Origin of the sequence: Leptospira ilyithenensis, from assembly GCF_004771005.1 — a bacterium.
GTDB classification, from domain to species: domain Bacteria; phylum Spirochaetota; class Leptospiria; order Leptospirales; family Leptospiraceae; genus Leptospira_A; species Leptospira_A ilyithenensis.
On the sequence record NZ_RQHV01000061.1, the window covers coordinates 35,624 to 54,950 of the forward strand.

The 19,327-nt window shown below is 40.4% G+C and carries 18 protein-coding genes; 9 read left to right on the forward strand and 9 right to left on the reverse strand.

Translation table 11 applies throughout. The features are described 5' to 3' along the window. Positions 1–82: 82 nt before the first annotated feature. Positions 83–2,098 carry an NADPH-dependent 2,4-dienoyl-CoA reductase gene (locus EHS11_RS13390; protein WP_135764918.1) on the forward strand — a complete coding sequence of 672 codons (2,016 nt, stop codon included), beginning with the start codon at positions 83–85 and terminating at the stop codon, positions 2,096–2,098. Between the two features lie 310 nt (positions 2,099–2,408). After that, positions 2,409–4,112: an acyl-CoA dehydrogenase family protein gene (locus EHS11_RS13395; RefSeq protein WP_167884444.1), complete on the forward strand. Its 1,704-nt coding sequence runs from the start codon at positions 2,409–2,411 to the stop codon at positions 4,110–4,112. Between the two features lie 64 nt (positions 4,113–4,176). Here EHS11_RS13395 and EHS11_RS13400 read toward each other — a convergent pair whose 3' ends face one another. Further along, positions 4,177–4,356 (reverse strand): hypothetical protein, encoded by a 180-nt coding sequence (locus EHS11_RS13400; protein WP_135764919.1) that lies wholly within the window; start codon positions 4,354–4,356, stop codon positions 4,177–4,179. Positions 4,357–4,505: 149 nt separating this feature from the next. On the opposite strand from EHS11_RS13400, the gene EHS11_RS13405 reads away from it, so the two are divergent. Continuing rightward, positions 4,506–6,062 (forward strand): YndJ family transporter, encoded by a 1,557-nt coding sequence (locus EHS11_RS13405; RefSeq protein ID WP_135764920.1) that lies wholly within the window; start codon positions 4,506–4,508, stop codon positions 6,060–6,062. Continuing rightward, positions 6,055–6,525 carry a DUF1801 domain-containing protein gene (locus EHS11_RS13410; RefSeq protein ID WP_246047885.1) on the forward strand — a complete coding sequence of 157 codons (471 nt, stop codon included), beginning with the start codon at positions 6,055–6,057 and terminating at the stop codon, positions 6,523–6,525. Before EHS11_RS13405 ends, EHS11_RS13410 begins: the two co-directional genes overlap by 8 nt. A gap of 7 nt (positions 6,526–6,532) precedes the next feature. Here the strand turns inward: EHS11_RS13410 and EHS11_RS13415 are convergent, their stop codons facing one another. From EHS11_RS13415 to EHS11_RS13445, 7 genes are all read right to left on the reverse strand, one after another. After that, the gene (locus EHS11_RS13415; RefSeq protein ID WP_135764921.1) at positions 6,533–8,479 is read right to left on the reverse strand and encodes a gamma-glutamyltransferase family protein; all 1,947 of its coding nucleotides are present in this window, start codon (positions 8,477–8,479) and stop codon (positions 6,533–6,535) included. Between the two features lie 103 nt (positions 8,480–8,582). Continuing rightward, a complete protein-coding gene (locus tag EHS11_RS13420; protein WP_135764922.1) occupies positions 8,583–9,347 on the reverse strand; it encodes a phytanoyl-CoA dioxygenase family protein in 765 nt (254 codons plus the stop codon). A gap of 11 nt (positions 9,348–9,358) precedes the next feature. Continuing rightward, entirely contained in the window at positions 9,359–10,102 is a 744-nt protein-coding gene (locus EHS11_RS13425) for a type 1 glutamine amidotransferase domain-containing protein (protein WP_135764923.1), read from the reverse strand. A gap of 66 nt (positions 10,103–10,168) precedes the next feature. Beyond that, positions 10,169–11,197 carry an LLM class flavin-dependent oxidoreductase gene (locus EHS11_RS13430; protein ID WP_135764924.1) on the reverse strand — a complete coding sequence of 343 codons (1,029 nt, stop codon included), beginning with the start codon at positions 11,195–11,197 and terminating at the stop codon, positions 10,169–10,171. Next, entirely contained in the window at positions 11,194–11,526 is a 333-nt protein-coding gene (locus tag EHS11_RS13435; RefSeq protein ID WP_109019351.1) for an ArsR/SmtB family transcription factor, read from the reverse strand. Before EHS11_RS13435 ends, EHS11_RS13430 begins: the two co-directional genes overlap by 4 nt. Before the next feature lie 22 nt (positions 11,527–11,548). Further along, positions 11,549–12,178: an NAD(P)H-dependent oxidoreductase gene (locus EHS11_RS13440; protein WP_135764925.1), complete on the reverse strand. Its 630-nt coding sequence runs from the start codon at positions 12,176–12,178 to the stop codon at positions 11,549–11,551. 121 nt (positions 12,179–12,299) lie between these two features. Next, positions 12,300–13,439 carry a 1-acyl-sn-glycerol-3-phosphate acyltransferase gene (locus EHS11_RS13445; protein ID WP_135764926.1) on the reverse strand — a complete coding sequence of 380 codons (1,140 nt, stop codon included), beginning with the start codon at positions 13,437–13,439 and terminating at the stop codon, positions 12,300–12,302. 310 nt (positions 13,440–13,749) lie between these two features. On the opposite strand from EHS11_RS13445, the gene EHS11_RS13450 reads away from it, so the two are divergent. Continuing rightward, a complete protein-coding gene (locus EHS11_RS13450) occupies positions 13,750–15,309 on the forward strand; it encodes a methyl-accepting chemotaxis protein (RefSeq protein ID WP_135764927.1) in 1,560 nt (519 codons plus the stop codon). Positions 15,310–15,331: 22 nt separating this feature from the next. Here EHS11_RS13450 and EHS11_RS13455 read toward each other — a convergent pair whose 3' ends face one another. Next, positions 15,332–15,922, reverse strand: coding sequence for a TetR/AcrR family transcriptional regulator (locus EHS11_RS13455; protein ID WP_135764928.1), 591 nt, complete (start codon positions 15,920–15,922; stop codon positions 15,332–15,334). 140 nt (positions 15,923–16,062) lie between these two features. On the opposite strand from EHS11_RS13455, the gene EHS11_RS13460 reads away from it, so the two are divergent. From EHS11_RS13460 to EHS11_RS13475, 4 genes are all read left to right on the forward strand, one after another. Continuing rightward, the gene (locus EHS11_RS13460; RefSeq protein WP_167884445.1) at positions 16,063–16,938 is read left to right on the forward strand and encodes a M24 family metallopeptidase; all 876 of its coding nucleotides are present in this window, start codon (positions 16,063–16,065) and stop codon (positions 16,936–16,938) included. A 6-nt stretch (positions 16,939–16,944) separates the two neighbouring features. After that, on the forward strand, positions 16,945–18,180 hold the full coding sequence (locus tag EHS11_RS13465) for an SMP-30/gluconolactonase/LRE family protein (protein ID WP_135764930.1): 1,236 nt from the start codon (positions 16,945–16,947) through the stop codon (positions 18,178–18,180). A gap of 1 nt (position 18,181) precedes the next feature. After that, positions 18,182–18,847, forward strand: a complete 666-nt coding sequence (locus EHS11_RS13470) for a hypothetical protein (RefSeq protein WP_135764931.1) — start codon at positions 18,182–18,184, stop codon at positions 18,845–18,847. 89 nt (positions 18,848–18,936) lie between these two features. Next, the gene (locus tag EHS11_RS13475) at positions 18,937–19,326 is read left to right on the forward strand and encodes a nucleotidyltransferase substrate binding protein (protein WP_135764932.1); all 390 of its coding nucleotides are present in this window, start codon (positions 18,937–18,939) and stop codon (positions 19,324–19,326) included. The last annotated feature ends 1 nt before the right edge of the window (position 19,327 follow it).

Below are 19,327 nucleotides of genomic sequence, written 5' to 3' on the forward strand. Positions count from 1 at the left end.
CTCCTTCTCTTTGAGACTCGGTTTCAATTTACCAATTTCCTTTCTCTTGCCAAAACTGTGTCATTTTCTTTGTTTGGATGGAATGAAATCTTTTCCTCATCTACTTGCACCTCTCGATTTAGGATTCACCATACTTAAGAACAGGACCTTGATGGGTTCCATGCACACCGGCCTCGAAGAAGCGGAAAACGGCTATCAAAGGATGGCGGCATTTTACGGCGAACGGGCGAAAGGAGGTTGCGGCCTCATTGTAACCGGTGGCATCGCTCCCAGTGAAGCCGGTCGCGTGGGAAAAGACGGAAGCGTCTTGGATAGTTTGGAAGTCGCCCTTCACCACAAACCTGTGACGGAAGCTGTTCATAGAGAAGGCGGAAAAATCGCCCTTCAGATTTTACATACGGGAAGATACGGTTATCACGACAAAATCGTGGGAGCCTCTACACTTCGCGCTCCCATCAACATATTCAGACCGCACCCTCTGACCGAAGAGGAAATTTGGAAAACCATCGATGAATTTGCAACTTGCGCAAGTCTTGCCCGGGAAGCAGGTTACGACGGAGTGGAAGTGATGGGATCGGAAGGATACCTGATCAACCAATTCATTGCTAGGCGAACCAACAATCGAACGGATGATTGGGGAGGAAGTTTTGAAAATAGGATTCGTTTCCCTTTGGAAATCATCAAAGCGGTTCGTAAAAAAGCCGGCAAAGATTTTATCATCATCTACCGACTTTCCATGCTTGATCTTGTGGAAGACGGCGGCAATATAGAAGAAGTACTTCAACTTGCCAAGGAAGTGGAAAAAGCGGGCACTACGATCATCAATACGGGAATCGGTTGGCATGAAGCGAGAATTCCTACGATCGGAATGATGGTTCCTCGTGCCGCATTCACATGGGTGACTGCGAAGGTAAAAGGTCATGTGGGCATTCCTTTGGTAACATCTAACAGAATCAATACGCCTGAAGTTGCGGAAGAAGTTTTGGCGCGCGGCGATGCCGATATGATTTCCATGGCACGTCCGTTTCTTGCCGATCCGGATTTTGTTAACAAAGCGGAAGCGGGCAAGCCGGAAGAAATCAATACTTGCATCGCATGTAACCAAGCATGTCTCGATCATATCTTTGTAGGAAAAATCACAAGCTGCCTAGTTAATCCGAGAGCTTGCCATGAAACGGAACTGATCATCGAACCGACAACGAAAAAGAAAAAGATCGCTGTGGTCGGAGCGGGTCCCGGAGGAATGTCTTGCGCTTCCACTTTGGCAGAAAGAGGACATGAAGTGGTCCTTTTTGATGCGCATTCGGAGTTAGGTGGTCAGTTGAATATCGCCAGAAGGATTCCCGGAAAAGAGGAATTCAAAGAAACAATTCGTTATTTCGGAAACAAAATCCAGAGAACAGGCGTTAAGGTACATCTGGGAAAAAAAGTAACCGCAGACGAATTGATTTCCGGGAAATACGATGAAGTGGTTCTTGCAACCGGTGTCGTTCCCCGTATTCCTTCGATTCCCGGTATGGAAAAGGCGAATGTACTCAGTTATGTGGACCTTGTTTTGAACGGAAAACCCGCAGGAAAAAACGTAGCAGTTATCGGAGCCGGTGGAATCGGATATGATGTGAGTTTGTATCTTACCGATGGAGGCCATCCTTTTACAAAAGAAAATTATCTGAAAGAATGGGGGATCAACACTTCTATCAGTGAAAACGGAGGACTATCCGTCAAACAAGAGATGAAATCGAATCGAAAGGTCACCATGTTGAAACGTTCCAATAATAAATTCGGTTCCACTCTCGGCAAAACCACAGGTTGGATTCATAAAACATCTTTGGAAGACAGGAAGGTTGCTCAGATCTCAGGTGTTACTTATAAGGAAATCGATAAAGAAGGAATCCTAATCGAAGTGAAAGGAAAAGACCAAAAGGTGGAAGCGGATACTATCGTGATATGTGCTGGTCAAGATCCCAATCGTGAACTTTTGGATTCATTGGAAAAAGCGGGAGTCAACGTACATTTGATAGGCGGAGCTGATTTGGCAGCGGAATTGGATGCAAAACGTGCGATCGACCAGGGAACAAGGCTCGCTGCAAGATTATAAAATCAATTTCGGGATCGCTTACTTGCAAAGGTGCTAGCGCCATTATGGGAGGATCGGTAAGAGATGGATTCGAAGCTTATACGATTGCACTATGATTGCTGGAGGGTTATACCCCTCCCTCCTGCTCGCTTTAAGAATCAATCGTTCGAAAATAAAACCTGAGCTATGCATAACTAACAATTCTAATTATAATTCCCATTGGGAAGGGAGGGGCGGCTCTTTCCTTTGAAAGAGAAAAACCCCTTTACAATCCGTTCCCAAATCGTATTGATAGATTCTTATACATGAATCTTTTGGAAAAGGAAACCCTGTGAATCTATTCAATCCCAGAACTGAAACATTTTCTCACTTAGATGAAAAATCTAGAAACCTTATGTTGAAAACTGTAAAGTTTTTCGAGACAAAAGGAAAACGAAAACTTATGCAAGACGACCATGACAAAGTATGGTATGCAGACTTTTTGGAATTTGTAAAAAGAGAAAAGGCATTTGCAATTCTTATGACTCCTAGCGGATACGGAGCAAGTGATTCCCGTTGGGACTGCAACCGGATCATGGCCTTCAATGAAATCCTCGGGTTTTACGGACTTTGTTATTGGTATACCTGGCAGGTTTCCATGCTCGGACTCGGTCCCATTTGGATCAGCAAAAATGAAGAGATCAAAAAGAAAGCCGCCAAACTTTTGGAAGACGGTGAAATTTTCGCTTTCGGCTTATCCGAAAAAGAACACGGCGCCGATCTGATCGGAAGTGACATGATGCTCATTCCCAATGGAGATGGAACTTATAAAGCTAGCGGTGACAAGTTTTATATCGGAAACGGAAACAAAGCTGCGATCGTATCCACATTTGGAAAAATGCAGGATACGGGAGAATTCGTATTCTTCGGAGTGAATTCGCAGCACAAAAATTATGAACTCAAACAAAACATCGTAACATCTCAAAACTACGTGGCTGAGTTTGAATTGCATGATTACCCGATTACGGAAGCGGACATTATTTCCAAAGGCAGAGCGGCATGGGATACATCACTTGCTACGATTGCATTTTGCAAATTCAATCTTGGTTGGGGTTCTGTCGGAATTTGCACACATTCCTTTTACGAAGCTCTCAATCATGCTGCACACAGAAGACTTTTTAATCAGTATGTAACCGACTTCCCGCATATCAAACAGATCTTTATGGATTCTTACACACGTCTCATAGCAATGAAACTTTTCTCAATAAGAGCAACCGATTATATGAGAACTGGGTCTGTTACTGACAAGCGTTATCTGTTATTCAATCCTATGGAAAAGATGAAGGTGACTACGCAAGGCGAAGAAGTGGTGATTGGCCTTTGGGATATCATTGCTGCCAAAGGACTGAATAAAGACGCCTATTTCGAAATGGCGATTCGTGATATTCAAATGCTTCCTAGATTGGAAGGAACCGTGCATGTAAATATGGTTCTCATTATGCGGTTTATGCAAAATTATTTTTTCAAATCGGAAACAAACCTTCCTGTGATTCCTAGAGTTTATGACGTCAAGGATGACAATTATCTGTTCAACCAGGGCGCAACAACCAAAGGATTTGATAAGATTTTCTTTCATGATTATAACATTGCTTATAATTCCTATAACCTTCCCAATATTTCGATCTTCAAAGAACAGATTGCGATATTCAAAGAGCTATTGGAAAAAGCAGCTCCCACGAAAGAACAAAATACTGATATCGGTTTTATGCTCACTGTGGGAGAGATGTTCACTCTGGTTGCTTACGGGCAATTGGTGTTGGAAAGCGCAAAATTGGAAAAAACAGATGAAGACATCATTGATCAAATCTTCGACTTTTTAGTACGGGATTTTTCAAAGTTCGCCACTCAGTTGTATTCCAAGCCGACTAGTACGTCAGCTCAACAAGAATACTGTTTGAAGATACTTCGCAAACCTGTGTTAAATGAAGAAAGATTCAATCGTATTTACAAAGACAAATTGCTTGCTTTGGTGGATACGTATGAGATGAATCCTTAATCGAAAGATCCCTTTGACCGTTGTCCTATTCAGGATAACGGTCGCTCCGGAAAAGATCTCAAAGTCACCTGCAAGTTGCCACGGTTCCATCGGGGTTGTATTTGACGCTCGCACCTGATGTGAATTGAATGTATTTCACTCCGTCCACACAGACTTCATCATAGCCAAAGTATTTGGCACACCCTCTCGAAATGCTTCCGCAGCCTACGAGTAATAAAGAGGAAAATAGAATTATTTTTTTCATACGGCACCTAACCTAAGGATTCTCCGTTTTCGGTTTTGTGTCGGATCGGGAGAATCATTCGGATTTTCAAACTCATTGTGGCGGATTTAAAAGAAAGGGAAAGAGAAAAAACTTTACTTATACATGATTCCGTCGGATAAAAACAGGCAATGACTTTAACCATTCAATTTGTCTTGGGTTATGGAATTTTTGTTTTGATTCCATTCTTGCAAAACATACTTAAGCCTGATCATACAAGGCTGAGATTTCTTTTACTACGGATTGCGTCCGCTGCGGGAGCCTTGAGTTTATTTTTTCCCGTACAAAATCATTTCGGTATTTTTTTTGCTTTGTTGTGGTTGTTATGGTGCATTGGAAATGCAGTTACTAGTTTTTCCGAGTTTCTGATTTGGGGTTATGACCATTTCGGAGTTTTTTTGAATTTCATTGCATCGGCTCTGCTTTTGGGAGGAAGTGTCTGGCTTTTTTCCACAAGGTTTTCCTGGCAGTTTCTCGGCTTCGGCGAACCTTGGAAAACTTTAACCGCAATCCATTTCCATTTTTCAGGATTTCTTCTTGTTTCCGTTTTTGCAGCTTACAGGGATAAGATTCGCAAGTGCTCTTCAGGTCTTGAATCAAAAACTTATATAACATTTAATTGCTTTTATCTTTTGGGTTTTGTCTTGGTTGCCATTGGTCTTACTGGACCAAGATTCATCGAAGTTTTTGGCACGTTTGTTTTATTCTCCTCTGCATTTGTTAATCTTTTTCTTCTATTAAAATCAGTTTGGAAAGATGCGTTTATTTATGATAGGGCGATTGTGTTGTGCATATTTGTTTTCGGTTTTCTTTCATTTTCTTTGGCATTAACCTATTCATTGCGGATTTTTTCTCCGTTGGATGTTTATTGGATGATTTTGACTCACGGACTTTTGAATGCATTCTTGTTTCTTCCTTTGCTGATTTATTTGACAAAGAGACAAAAAATCAGTCTTCCTCTTCGGAAATTCTCTTTTAGTAAAATTCATTCTAAGGGGAAAATAGAGTCGGATTTTTTTCATTCCTATCTTTCCGAAGACAAGGCCAAGGAAGGATTGACAGATGATTTTTCCGCATTCCGAAGAAATGATTTCGATCCGGAACTGACGCATCCTTCCGTAAGAAATTTTTACGAATTCACAGACAGATACGAATTGAATGTAAAAGCAAAGCCGAATCATTTCTTCCAAAGAATCTGGAAATTTTTGGTAAAACATTTTTTTGCAAAACTGCAACAATTGAATCTACCGGATCAGGATAAGAAAATTTTAGGAAGTATAAATTCTATATCTGAGGAAAAAGACGGTCGTCCTTCTCCCAGAGGATGGATGAGAGTTGACGCGCAGACAGGAAAGCCGATTTACGCTGCGGTTTACTCCATGCATGAAACGCATCAGGTAACTTATATGAATATCGCATTTCCGCTACCTTATTCCAATATGACAAGTGTCTTGCATATTGAATATTCCGATTTTACTTCCGGAATTCAACTAACAACGATTCATTCCCGCCATCCTTTGGGGGACCAGGGAGTGTATTTGGTAATTGCAGGTTTTGGAATTCGATTGCCCTTGGATGAAACCATCGAAGTTTGGTTTGACAACGGACTCAAAGCGCGGCATAGTATGTGGTTCTGTGGTTGGCTTTATTTAACTTTGGATTATACGATGGATTTGAAACATGAATGATCGGATGCAGTATAAAAAAGAAATTATTAATTCCCTGAATTCCAAAACTAAAAAAATTCAATTTGAAAACGATTCCGTTGCGGAAGTATTTTCCGGCTATCCTGAAAAGCTCAGAGAAAAACTACTTTATCTGAGACAGTTGATCTTGGATACGGCTTCCGGAAACGAAGTAGTAGGAAATCTGGAAGAGACTTTGAAATGGGGGGAACCCAGTTACCTGACGACTCAAACAAAATCGGGAAGTACGGTTCGTATTCATACGGTTAAGGAAAACCCTGAGCAATATGCGATGTATTTCAACTGCAAGACAAACCTAGTCGACGGTTTTAGAAAAAAATATTCCACCAAATTTACATTTGGTGGAAATCGAAGTATCATCTTCCACTTAAAAGACAAGATTCCTGTTAAGGAACTTGAGGATTGTATCTCACAGGCTTTGACCTATCATAAAAAGAAATCTTGAAAATGGATTATCTCCCTTCTGCCCAGGACTCCTTCCTCGGATCGGCTCCCCCTTTTAAAACGCCTGTTTCCGGATCTTTTAGAGAAATGCAGGGAGCACCGAAATCATATTCCCATTTGGGGCGACCTATCACATCATAACCTTTGTCTTTTAAAGCGGTTCCGTGTTTTTCGTAGATTTCTTCTTCCAATTCGATTCTTCCCGGATAATAAGAGTGAGGTGAAAATGAATCCGGCCAATTGAGAGATCGGAACCTAGGGGAGTTAACTGCTGCTTGTGGGTTCATTCCGAATACGAATAGATTTAAAAAGACTTGTACTGTTGCCTGGGTTTGCATATCTCCTCCAGGTGTTCCGAAACTCATTAGAAATTTTCCTTTCTGAAATATCATAGACGCATTGGGAGTGATTGTAGGTCGTTTTCCGGGAAGGAGAGCTGACGGATGATTCGGATCCAGACGAAACTGAGTCATTCGTATTCCGAGTGTTATGTCTCCCGCAATCATAGGAGACTGTGGAAAATCGCTTGGAGTGAGTGAAATGGAATTTCCTTTCGGGTCTATGATGCTTAAGTATGTCGTGTCCCTTCCTACTCTTCCGCTATCCGTTTTTTCCCAAAAGGAACGAGCGGGGATTTCCAATAATAAACTAACGTCATTTATATGATTATATCTGTGGAAATCAGGAATGATATTTGTATTCGGAATCAAATTTGATTGAGTTTTGTTTTTCACTTTCTCGAATGCAAAAGGATTTCCAAAGGGAGGAGTTTTACCGAATGCGTTTTTCTGAATCAAACTTCTTCTTTGTTTGGCATATCCTTTGCTGAGAAGTCCTTCCACAGGAACCACTACAAAATCGGGGTCTCCGAAGTACTTGTCCCTGTCAGCCATTGCAAGTTCAATCGCTTGGATCACTGTGTGAATATATTCAGGTGAGTTGTGACCCATAGATTTCAAATCGATTCCTTCCAAAATTTGTAACACAAGGGGGACTACCGCTCCTTGGTTCCAAGTCGGATTGGAAAAAACAGTATAATCATTGTAAGTTCCTTGAAGAGGGTTTTCCCAATGGCCTGAGTATTTTTTCAAATCATCCAAAATCATCGTTCCGTCATTTTCTCTGTGGGCTTTTGCTATTTTTTCCGCGATAGGGCCTTTGTAGAAATAATCTCTAATGGAAGTTAATGTCTCTTTTCTGGATTTACCCGCAGCCAGTGATTTTTTTTCGGCATCTGCGAGTTCGGACAATGTGTCCGCCAATTCAGGTCGGGTGAATTTTTCTTTATGAAACAAAGGTTTCCACCATTTTCCTTTGAGATATACTTCCGCATTATAAGGCATAAGCAATGAAAATCCGAATCGTTTGATCGGATTCATATTCAGGTTTCTCATTAGGATTTTATGTACTGGAAAACCTTGCCTTGCCATTTGAATCGCAGGGGCGCTGACTTCGGAAAAACTCATCGTTCCGTATTTCTGAAGTAAGGCGATGATCACATCGGGAGAAGCGGGAACCAACTGAGAGGAATATTTCAGAGTGGGGATGGTTTCATACCCTCTGGATCGGAAATACTCTATGGTAGCAAGGGAAGGGGCGACTCCCGCTCCTGTATAACTTTTCACTTTTCCCGAGGAAGAATCAAAATAGAGAAGGGGCGCAACTCCGGGAAAGGAAGCTTCTTCACCTTGAGTTACGTTTAATACAAGTAATGCGGCAACTCCTGCGTCTGCAGCGTTTCCTCCCTTTTCCATAATTTCCAGTGCGGTCCTGGTGGCATAAGGATGCCCCGTGGCAGCCATCATAGTTTTGCCGGAAGCAATCGGTCTGTCGGTATGGTAAGGATCATCGAATTTTAAAATCTCTTCCGGCCTGGACTTGAAATGGTAAACTATGAATGATATGATAAAGAGTAGTAGAAACGAAAGAACGATTTTTTTCAGTTTGGACTTCATAAAATACATCCGAGATTTAAATTTGATTCTAGATTAGAAAATCATAATATTGATTTGGATCAAGCGATTTCATGCCAGGGGCTTTTTTTATATTCGTTAATCTTCAGATTGTATCGGAAGTTTCCTTTGTGGCGAATAAATCCTGGTTTTCCAAACAATCAATGATATCAGGTTCGGGAAAATGTTGAAATGATTTTACCGTTTCCGAATTTTCTTTAAAACCGGTATATAAAATATCCAAAGAAAATCTTTCTTTGGAATAATCTCCTCTGTGCAGTAGATGGGCTGAGAAAACCAACAGATCCCTTTTGGTATGCGGGACTTTTTTACTCCCGTAAATTTCCTCCCCGTTTCCGTGACCATCCAACTCCAACCTAACGATCCTTTCTTCTTCAGTATCCCATCTGGAATGGGAGCCGGGAATGAAATCCAAACCGGGATCATCAAGGAATGGAATTCGAAAATGGAGAACGGAAGCCTTACCTATGATTTTTTTCTGTTCTTCTTCGGAAACACCTAAGTATTGTACGTCGCGGTGCCAATATGGTTTTTTGAAATTGTCTTTCGGATTATAAAATATTTGTGTGTTTAGAAAGTAGGGACCTGTCGGAATCAATTTCTTTGCGATGGAAAAAAGTTTCTTTTGTGATATCCATCGAAAGAAACGAATCCTTTCATCTCTGTCTTTACAATATTTAAGCGAAGTAAGGTAGCTGCTATTCACATAGGATGGATGAAAATTTGTTTTTTGCCATTCCTCGTTTGCTTTTGCAAGAACCTCGCCGAAATCATCGAGTTCCCGTTGTAGAAAGAAATTTCGAAAAAGATAAAATCCTTTTTTTTCAAATTCTTCGGCAAAATCCTCCATCGAAGAATAGCTTAACTTAAAAGCATTTGAAAACGATTTGTAAATTGATAGGCATCTCCCGGCCATCGTGCGGATAGATATTTCCCGTCCAAAACTGTAAATCCTAGATCAGGATTTTCCAAACTATCTCTCTGGGACAAACTTCCGCCTGTTTTGAATTGGTCTTTTGATTTTAAGAGACTTGTCACTTCCTCTTGCACGGTCAGCGGGTAAGTTTTGTAATAATTTCCCAGCCAAAGTCTTGTGGAATAATATGCGAGTAGTTCCTGCTTTTGCAAAAGTGCAGTCGTCTGTTTGTCGTATAATACCGATTTGTTTGTGTTCGGGTCGATACTTCTTGCTGCAAGCAAAACTCCGTGGCAGATGGCTGCTATCGGTTTTTCCGAATGAAAAAAATCAACTATGGCTTTTTGTAAAATATCCGATTCTAAATATTCTTTCATTCCGGGGGCGTGTCCCCCAGGCAAAAGAAGTGCCTTATAATCTTTTTCTTTTATATCCGAATAAGAAATCGGGTTTTGAAACTCTTTTGAATTTTCCATTTCCGCGTACGCATCTCTTGCGTCATTTCTTGCAATAAATCCCGGTTTTAAAATTCCGAAACCTTTTCCGGTTAACATTCTCTCATCCGCTTTCGCTTGTCTACCGTTAGGTGTAGCGAACTGAAATTTGAATTCTGACCTTGATAGTAACTTCCAAGGAAGGGATGCCTCACTCGGATCAAAATCATTACTAGGGAGAGGTATAAGGATCATCGTCGTTTTTTCCTTTGTTTGGGAATCCAATGCATTAGGTAAAACATGATCATAGCGAATATAAAATCAAACCATTACGGGAGCTTCTTTCTTAATTTGAGAAAGAATTTCATAAGAACGGATTCGTTTTTCATAATCATAAACCATAGTGTTTACGATCAATTCGTCAGCTCCCGTCCTTTCAATAAAATCATTTAGCTTTTGTTTTACGGTGGAAGGAGAGCCGAGGACGGAAGATCCCAACCTTTGTTCTATATGTGCTTTTTCCAAAGGAGTCCAGTGGCCTTCGAGACTCTCCAAAGGAGGACCCATTTGTTTCGGGTTTCCGCGAAGTAGTCCCAAAAAACTGATAATTTGGGAAGTAGCGAGTTTTTCCGCTTCTTCGTCGGATTCGGCAGCTACAAGATTAACACCTAACATGATATAGGGTTTGTCCAAAACATCTGAAGGAATGAAAACCCGTTTGTAAAGGTCGATGGCATACATCAATTGTTCTGGAGCGAAGTGACTTGCAAAGCTGAATGGCAAACCCAGTCTACCAGCAAGTTCCGCACTGTATCCGCTTGAACCGAGTAACCAAATCGGAGTTGTGGAACCCATTCCGGGAACGGCTCTTACTTTTTGTCCGGGGAAACCGGGAGCTAAAAAATATCTCAGTTCATCCAATTGATCGGAAAATTCCTGACCACCCGAGATTTTTTCTCTTCGCAGCGCATGTGTTGTTAGTTGGTCTGTGCCTGGTGCTCTGCCCAGGCCCAAATCGATTCTACCCGGAAAAAGTGCTTCCAGAGTTCCGAATTGTTCGGCAATCACCATAGGTGCGTGATTTGGCAACATGATCCCGCCGGAGCCAACTCTGATTTTGGATGTTCCGTTTGCCACATAACCTATGATAATCGATGTGGCGGCACTTCCTATCCCGAGCATATTATGATGTTCTGCGAACCAAATCCGGTTGTATCCGAGAGCTTCCGCTTTTTTGGCCAAATCCAAACTACGTTGGATGGACAAGGAAGGGCTCGTTCCTTCCGTTATGGGAACTAGATCCAAAATGGAAAGAGGGATATTAGAAATGGATTTGGCAGTTGGGTTCATGCTATTTGTTTTCGTTTTACAGTTGTTTTCTGAAGATTGTAAATCGTTTCCAAAAGACCGGGAAATTTGGAGTCTATCTCATCTTTACGAATTACGTTCATCACTTCGATTCCCTTTTTTTCAGAGCGAACCAAACCTGAATCTCTAAGCACTTTGTAATGAAAGGAAAGGGTGGATGGAGCCAGGTTGTCGCAAGTTTGGCTACAGCTTTTTCCTTCGCATCCGATCAAATTGAAAAGAATCAGTCTTCTCGTCGGGTCGCTTAGCGCATGAAGCAATCCGTCGAGTGTGATTTCTTTTAGTGATGGATGATAAAATGGTCGTGGCATAAAGAGCAGTTTTTCCTTAGTTCTAAATTGTTACAAATAATTCTTCTTTCGGTCTTCTTACTTTTTTTGCAGACACAAGAGGATCCGTTTCCTGGTTGCGGTAACCTAATGCAAGTAAGACTACTGACTTCAGCCCTTTTTCTTTTAGGCCTAAAACCTCATCCAGCGAGTTGGAATCGAATCCTTCCATAGGAGTTGCATCTACTCTTTCCAATGCAGCTGCGGCAATTCCCGTTCCTAAAGCAATATAAGCTTGTTTCGCCGTCCAGTTTACCAATTCTTCGGAGGATTTGCTCTGTAACTCGCTTGCAATCTTATTTCTAAAAGGGGTAAGGCTTTCCAGAGTCACGGACCTTTCATTTGCAATAAGTTCTATATACCGATCCACATTTTCCAAACTCGGACTAGTCCATGCAGCAAAAACAATCAAATGGGAACTCTCTGTGATTTGGGGTTGTTTGGATGCCTTTGACGAGATTTCCTTTTTAGTATCGGGACTTTCGATTACATAAATGGTATAAGGTTGGAAACCCATGGACGAGGGAGATAATTGGATTGCTTCCAGGATTTTGTCCAGTTTGTCTTTCGGGACTTTTGCTCCGTTCATTCTTTTGGTAGCGTAGCGCCATTGCAGTTGTTCTATCAGTTCCATGTAGGCTTTTGTCCTTTCATTTCAATACTTCAGGAATATTGAAATAATGATCATAATGCCAATAAAGAAACCCGTCTTTCATTTGTCAAGAAACAAATAAGGAAGGATTTCCCCGTCAGGGTCAGCTAGTCAGGTCAGTCGAAATCAGTTTGGCTTCAAGCCCGGTCCAAATGGAATCCAGTTTGTTTAAGTGCCAGTTGAGTTGGTTTTTATGATATAGGATCGTATTGTTTTTTTTAAGATTGTGAATGCTCTTTGGAATGATAGTGAGTTTGTCCAAAAGCACAATCGAATCTTCCTTGATGTCTATGTACTTTTCTCGAATCAGCTTTTTGAAAATAGGATCGAGTCCCTGTAAGGAAAAATTTTTTCTTAGACTGGAACCTTTTTTCAGACCTGGATATTCCTTTGTTATGTGATCGTTGAAATCATTCAAAACCAAATTCAATTTTTCCGTGGAAGTTTTTACCTGGCTTTCCAACTTGAACAGAACATAGGACAATAAATTTCCCATAGTCAAAACATAACCGCTTCCCAATTTTTCCTCTACCAATTGGGTAACGGTATCCGCATCCATTCCTTCTTCCAAAGAGAAAGGATTTCCGTAGGAAATATGGAGTGTGGATTTGTCAGTTGAGATGGAATCGTAAGTGAATGTAAACGAATTGAATTGCAAGTTTCCTATTTTGGATTTTAAGTAATATGCGCCTTTTCGGATTTGATTCAGATACCCGTCATGATTGTAGGTTCCTTCCGGAAACATAAACAAATTTCTTCCGTCTTTGATTTTGGAAACAAGGAAACTCCATTCTGCTTCCACGGTTTCTCTCAGTTCTCCCTTTTTCATCAGATCCCGGGCGTTGTCCCTAAAGGGACGTTTGATCGGATGCGCTCCGATATAGTTCAATAAAAAAGGAATGATATGGGATTTGTCAATTGCGGTAAGTAGAAGTTTTATAATACCTTTTGTACGGAATTCCTTTTGCAAAAAGTCATTTCTCAAGATATCTTCCCTGGCAGGTATGATGACTTTGACTCTGGGACTGAGCCTTCTGTAGACAGCAGAAAGAGCCGAGATGTCCGCCTCGGAAACATGATTTGCAATCAGTGCGGACGGGTAAGGAGAAGCGAAAGTATCTCTCTCATCGGAAAAATGTTCTTCAATGGAATGGAAGATCAGTCCTCTGGACTTATAAACAAGATTGATTAAAAAATCGTAGGGAAGGGTCGCACGGATCGGGTTTATTTTTTCTGGTTTCATTTAGTACGGCATTGCCAGTGTTTTCTTTGCTTAAGAATGCTTTAGCTCGCAGATTATGCGGTCAAGGAACTTTACTTATATTTTAGAGTGTTTCTAAAATTTCAAGTCTGCAACCGGAGCACTGTTATAAGCACTAGGAAATTTCTTTCTCGATTTTTAAATTTTTCAAGTTTAAGGTATAGTCTTTTGTTTTTTTTTAGAACAATGTGTATATTATATGAAAATACTGAGTCAATTATTTCTAGGTAATTTAGAAGCAGGGAAAATTTACCCCCATGCTCTTTTAAAATAGAAAGGATTAGGTTGATTTATGGCAGGTGAGTTAGTAGATTTTCGGGATTCGGGTGCTCAGATAGCAAATAGGATCCGCATCGGGTTTACGTTGATGATGTTTGCGGTTGGGATTTTTGCGATGGCTACCACCCAAGTCACTGCGATTTCCATTTTCAATGCTTTTCTCGAGATTATTATATTGAGTTATGCCTTTTGGCAAATAAGCCTATTAAGTAAAGGCAAGTCCATTGCCAAATTAGCCCGTTATTTCCTATTTTCTGACATGGTGATCTACTCGGTATTGTTTTTATCCTATACCTATACTGGTGCCAATGCCCAGGCAAAGTTAGTGATGGTAAACATGCCTTTCTTTATCATGATTTTATTCTTTATTTTGTTTTATTCAGGATTTTTGCTCTCTTATAAATTGACGCTTATTTCCGGTTATGCGGCGATGCTTGCATTGATTATAAATGATTTGATAGTGGTTTTGGCGGGAGTTCCTTATAGTTTTAATCCGACTGAGCCGGATCAGATATCTCTTTTCTTGGAAATCATCAAGTTTTCCTTTTTCATCACCGGGGTGTATATCATTGCATCCGTTGTAAAGTTTATGGTAAAGACCACTGACCAGGCAGCATTTTCTTCGGAAGAATCAGAAAAGAAAAGCAATCAGGCACTTTCCACTAAAAACAGAATCAAGGAAGAAGCGGATTCTCTCAATGGCAACGTTTCCAAGATGCAAAATTCCATGGATTCTTTGAACACGGAAATTCAGACTCAAGTTTCCAGTGTGGAAGAAATCAGCGCTTCCATGGAAGAGCTTGCAGCATCAATGGACAATGCTTCGCATTTCGTTCGGGTTCAATTTAAGAAAATTGAAGAGTTGAATCAGGAAAGCAATACGTTAAATCAGATTTTAAAGGAAGTACGTTCTGCAACGGACTCGTTGGGTGAAACTACTTTGGAATCTCAAAAATACGGCAAAGAAGTATCCAGTGCTATGGATTCTTTGAATGAAAATTTTCATGAAGTCGAAGGTTCCTTTCAGAAAGTGGAAGATGTAAACCAAATCATGCGTGAAATTGCCGACAGAACCAACTTGCTTGCGTTAAACGCTTCTATCGAAGCTGCACGTGCGGGAGACCAAGGAAGGGGATTTGCCGTAGTCGCACAAGAGGTTGCAAAACTTGCCGACAGTGCTTCCGAAAACGCATCACTTATTTCTAAAATCATTTCGCAAGCCGCCAAACAAATCCAAAACGGTAACAAAGCTGCGCTCGATACGAAAATGAGAGTGGGCACTCAGGAAAAGGGATTTTTCACTCTTGTTACCCATTTGGATCAGTTGAAGGACCGCGTTGGAAAGCAGGGAGTGATTCATGATTCCTTTTTGAATTCCTTTCAGGAATTATATTCCATATCGGAACAATTGGAAACCATCACTTCGGAACAAAAATCGGGAACATCGGAAATATCCCGCGCTTTGCAAACGATAGAACAATCCTCTTCAATGATTGCAGATAGTTCTTCCAACTTCCGTGAAAATTTGGAAGAACTTGCAGTTCAATCCGATCGTTTGGTAAGAGAAGACTGATAAGAACGAAAAGGCAGGACTTTTAAAAATAAGTTCTGCCTTTTTCGGTTAGGATGCCTTTGAAAAAAATTTGAATAAAAAACTGGTAAGCCGAACTTACATTCATATTGTATTTTGACAAAGGTTCGTAAGATATGAAATTTCTAACATAATAGATGAAAAAATCGGCGATGAGTTCCTTGTTGATGTCTTTGGTAATGTAACCTTTTGATATCCCTTCGTTTAATACTTTTTTAAATAGAGCGGGGAATTTTACTCTTCGAAACTCCTGCACCTCTTCCCAAACTTCGGGAGCTTGAAATTCCAGTTTTTTTAAAAAATCTTCATCAGCAAAATGAAGATCTTCATGGAACACTCTTAGAATGTCTTTGATCTTTTCCGAATATTCTTTTTTGGTATTCATGATAGAATCCATTTTCGTCAGAATGTCCGTATTTGTTTTGTTAAGCGCTTTAGAGAAAAGATCCTCTTTGCTTTCGAAGTATTTGTAAAGAGTCGGTTTCGTAATTCCAATTCGAACTACTATTTCATCAACAGTGATTCTGCTGACTCCTTTCCTTAGAAATTCTCTTTGGAAAAGGGAAATGATTTTGGCGGATTTTTCTTGTGCCATTTTGTTTCTTTGTTTTATATTTCGTCATTCTGCCGGGGTGGGAAGGAAAATCTTTGTTTTCCCTGTTTTTTTGTTTACTTATTTAGATAAACTTTACTAAAATTACTAAAATTACTAAAATAGTAAATATGGATAAGTGTATGAGTCTAAGTGTTTTTGAATCTGTTTTTCATTTTTCTTCCAAACATCTTTCCTCACTTTCCAAGGATTCTTCCTGGCAGCCTAGTCCTGCTGATTTGGAAGGATTTCGCAAAGCGCAAAACCTGGCATATTCCGCTGCAGTCGCCGTCTCCAAAGAATTGAGACCCGGCATATCGGAGAAGGAAGCCGCAAAACTTTTAAAAACATATCTGCATGACCATGGTGCACGGTCTTTTTTGCATCGCCCTTTTGCCTGGTTCGGGGATCGTTCCCGATTTCTCAACTTGGGTTTTTATATGAGGTATTTGCCGTCGGACAGAAAATTAAAAGAAGACGATGTTTATATCCTGGATGTTTCTCCCGTCGTGAACGGATACACGGGTGACATCGGTTATACGAGTTCGTTATCACCTCATCCCGAACTCACTCGTGCTAAAAATTTTCTATTGGACCTCCGAAAGGAAATTCCAGTTTTATTTTTAAAAGCAAAAACCCCCGGAGAAGTTTGGAAACGTGTGAACGAAAGGGTTCTGGAAGCCGGATTTGCCAATTGCCATGCGCTTTATCCTTTTGCGGTCCTGGGACATAGGGTTTATCGAAAGTTTCCATTTGCAAAATTCAGTTCCTATCTGCTTCCCATTAGTTATGTTAGTTGGTTCAGTTATCAGGCATTATTGTCTTTTAGCAAAAGAGGAGTGTTTCCGGAAACACTGACGGAAGAACACAAGGGTGAAAAGTTAGGTTTGTGGGCGATCGAACCTCATATAGGAGGAAATGGTTTCGGGGCCAAGTTTGAAGAAATCATAGTCGTCGAAAAAGACAGAGTCTATTGGCTTTCCGACGATGTTCCGCATATTACGGAAACAAAAGGGTAGTCTTACATGAAAATGCTAAAGATTGTTTTTTATATTACCGTTTTATCCGCTTTCACCTATTGTTCTACAGGGAATGTTAAAGTAGGAGATAAGTATTTGTTAGGTGATGTTCCGAAAGAAATTTCCTCAGTAGAATCCAAAAACGATCCTTTTCTGACAAAGTTGCAAGTTGATATGAAAGAACTTGTGGGACATGACGATTTGATCTTTGATTCCGATTTGCAATTGGGATATGCTTCGGGAATGGATGGTTGGATTTGGAAATTGGATTTTCAAAAAGGGATTGCGGAGAAGTGGGTGAAACCTCCCGTAAATCCTGCCGGCATGAGTTACTCCGGTGCAGCTAAAGATAAAATTTTATTTTGTGCATCAAGACTCGGAGGGGAATCCTATTCGGAAAAAGACCGTGTCGGTTTGTATGAAGTGGAAATAAAAACAAAAATCATACAAGCATTGGTAACAAATCTGCCGAAAACTGACAAACAAGAGTTTGAAAAGGTTTATCTTTCGGAAGAGAGAAAGACGATTCGGCAAAACCAATTGGATTCTTCAAATTCGCGTCCTTTTTCCTTGTGCAATGATCTGGCTGTTTCCAAAGACGGCAAACGTATTTATATTACGGAACCTTTTGAAAGAGAAGATGCTTCCATGGGAAGCGGTGCTGTCCCCGAAGCGATCGGACTTTATCCTCACGGTAAACTATGGTTATACGATCGGGAAAAAGATTCCATATCGCTTGTTTTAAACGGATTTACTTTTATCGACGGGATTCTTTTGGAAGAAGGTAAGGCGGGCGAAGAATCCGTTATCTTTACGGAAACTACCAAATTCAGAATTTTAAGAGCCGATATCTCGGGAAATAACAAAGGTAAGGTGCAAGTTCTGTTTGAAAATCTTCCCGGTCTTGCGGATGGATTGGAAAGGGACGAAAAGGGACGAATTTGGGTGGGGATCATCAAACCCAGATCGGGACTTGTCAATTTCGTACATAGAAATCCCTGGATTAAATCGTTTTTACTTTCTTTGCCGCAGAAATTATTGCCCATCGCAAAAAAAACAGGGATTCTCGTGTTGGATAGGACGGGGGAGAGAGCTCTTTATTATGTAATGCACGACGGAACCAAAATCAGGGACATATCCGTCGCAGTTCCTTACGGTAAAAAGGCATATTTCCCTGTGTTTGATAAAACATCAAGAGGACTCTATTCTGTCCCTCTTGAAACATTTCTATTAGGAGATTAAAATGTTTACAGGACATTATGCACCCGCGTTTGTTTTGAGGAGATTCCTGCCGAAACTGGGATTCTTTCATTTGTTTTTTGCAGCACAGTTTTTGGATTATTTGTTTATGTTCTTTTTGCTCTTTGGAGTGGAAAAGATGAGAATCGTGGAAGGGTTTACGGAATCAAATCCGTTTGATCTTTATTATATGCCGTTTTCTCATAGTTTGGTGATGTCGCTCATCTGGTCTGTTTTAGTATTTTTGATCTATTCAGGTTTTGTATTTAGAAAAGAGATAGGTAGAGACCGAATTCTTTTAGGACTAGTGATGGGATTTTGTGTATTCTCCCATTTCCTTCTGGATTTGCCGATGCATAGGGAAGATCTTCCTCTTTATTCCGATGATAGCCTGAAATTAGGCTTCGGAATTTGGAAATATAAATACATTGCCTTGGCGCTGGAAAACGGATTGATTTTGCTTTCCGTTTATTTCTATGCCCGCGCTCTGACGAATGAATCCAAAAAGAAAATATACTTGTTAGCGCTGATCCTTATCCTTATGAATGTAGGATTTTTATTTTTTCCAATCCCTTCCGCGACTTGGGAAATCAGCATACAAGCGTTATTGTCTTATATTGCTTTGAACGGATACGCTTATTATTTGGATCGTAAAATAGAATATCTCTGATTTTTGAGCGCTGGTTTCGGCATCTTTCTCTTTACAAAAATGGATTCATCCAATAGGTTAAGCCCATTGGCATTTATGAATGATATTCGATGGAAGAGCGCTTTTCAAATTACACCAAAGCATTGAATAAATTGTCGGAAATGGTATCCTTGTCAAGGCAAAGGGATTTTTCCGAGATTGAAAAACAGGGCATGATCAAAGCTTTTGAATACACTCATGAGCTTGCCTGGAATGTAATGAAAGATTATTTCTATGATCAGGGAAATTCCGATATTACCGGATCTAAAGACGCAATCCGTGAATCTTTTCACAAAGGTTTGATTTTAGAAGGGGATTTGTGGATGGAAACCATCCGCAGCAGAAATCTATCCTCACATACATATAATGAAAAGATTGCAGATGAAATTTATATGAAAATCCTGCAATCTTATGAATCTCTTTTTCTCGCATTTCATGAAAAGATGAAATCGTTACTTTGAT

What these genes read in the sequence shown, in the direction of transcription:
- EHS11_RS13475 (WP_135764932.1), top strand. Translation starts at nt 18,937, where the DNA reads ATGGAAGAGCGCTTTTCAAATTACACCAAAGCATTGAATAAATTGTCG.
- EHS11_RS13465 (WP_135764930.1), top strand. Translation starts at nt 16,945, where the DNA reads ATGAAAATGCTAAAGATTGTTTTTTATATTACCGTTTTATCCGCTTTC.
- EHS11_RS13440 (WP_135764925.1), bottom strand. Translation starts at nt 12,178, where the DNA reads ATGGAACTGATAGAACAACTGCAATGGCGCTACGCTACCAAAAGAATG.
- EHS11_RS13450 (WP_135764927.1), top strand. Translation starts at nt 13,750, where the DNA reads ATGGCAGGTGAGTTAGTAGATTTTCGGGATTCGGGTGCTCAGATAGCA.
- EHS11_RS13405 (WP_135764920.1), top strand. Translation starts at nt 4,506, where the DNA reads ATGACTTTAACCATTCAATTTGTCTTGGGTTATGGAATTTTTGTTTTG.
- EHS11_RS13435 (WP_109019351.1), bottom strand. Translation starts at nt 11,526, where the DNA reads ATGCCACGACCATTTTATCATCCATCACTAAAAGAAATCACACTCGAC.
- EHS11_RS13430 (WP_135764924.1), bottom strand. Translation starts at nt 11,197, where the DNA reads ATGAACCCAACTGCCAAATCCATTTCTAATATCCCTCTTTCCATTTTG.
- EHS11_RS13470 (WP_135764931.1), top strand. Translation starts at nt 18,182, where the DNA reads ATGTTTACAGGACATTATGCACCCGCGTTTGTTTTGAGGAGATTCCTG.
- EHS11_RS13400 (WP_135764919.1), bottom strand. Translation starts at nt 4,356, where the DNA reads ATGAAAAAAATAATTCTATTTTCCTCTTTATTACTCGTAGGCTGCGGA.
- EHS11_RS13420 (WP_135764922.1), bottom strand. Translation starts at nt 9,347, where the DNA reads ATGGAGGATTTTGCCGAAGAATTTGAAAAAAAAGGATTTTATCTTTTT.
- EHS11_RS13445 (WP_135764926.1), bottom strand. Translation starts at nt 13,439, where the DNA reads ATGAAACCAGAAAAAATAAACCCGATCCGTGCGACCCTTCCCTACGAT.
- EHS11_RS13390 (WP_135764918.1), top strand. Translation starts at nt 83, where the DNA reads ATGAAATCTTTTCCTCATCTACTTGCACCTCTCGATTTAGGATTCACC.
- EHS11_RS13425 (WP_135764923.1), bottom strand. Translation starts at nt 10,102, where the DNA reads ATGATCCTTATACCTCTCCCTAGTAATGATTTTGATCCGAGTGAGGCA.
- EHS11_RS13415 (WP_135764921.1), bottom strand. Translation starts at nt 8,479, where the DNA reads ATGAAGTCCAAACTGAAAAAAATCGTTCTTTCGTTTCTACTACTCTTT.
- EHS11_RS13410 (WP_246047885.1), top strand. Translation starts at nt 6,055, where the DNA reads ATGAATGATCGGATGCAGTATAAAAAAGAAATTATTAATTCCCTGAAT.
- EHS11_RS13455 (WP_135764928.1), bottom strand. Translation starts at nt 15,922, where the DNA reads ATGGCACAAGAAAAATCCGCCAAAATCATTTCCCTTTTCCAAAGAGAA.
- EHS11_RS13460 (WP_167884445.1), top strand. Translation starts at nt 16,063, where the DNA reads ATGAGTCTAAGTGTTTTTGAATCTGTTTTTCATTTTTCTTCCAAACAT.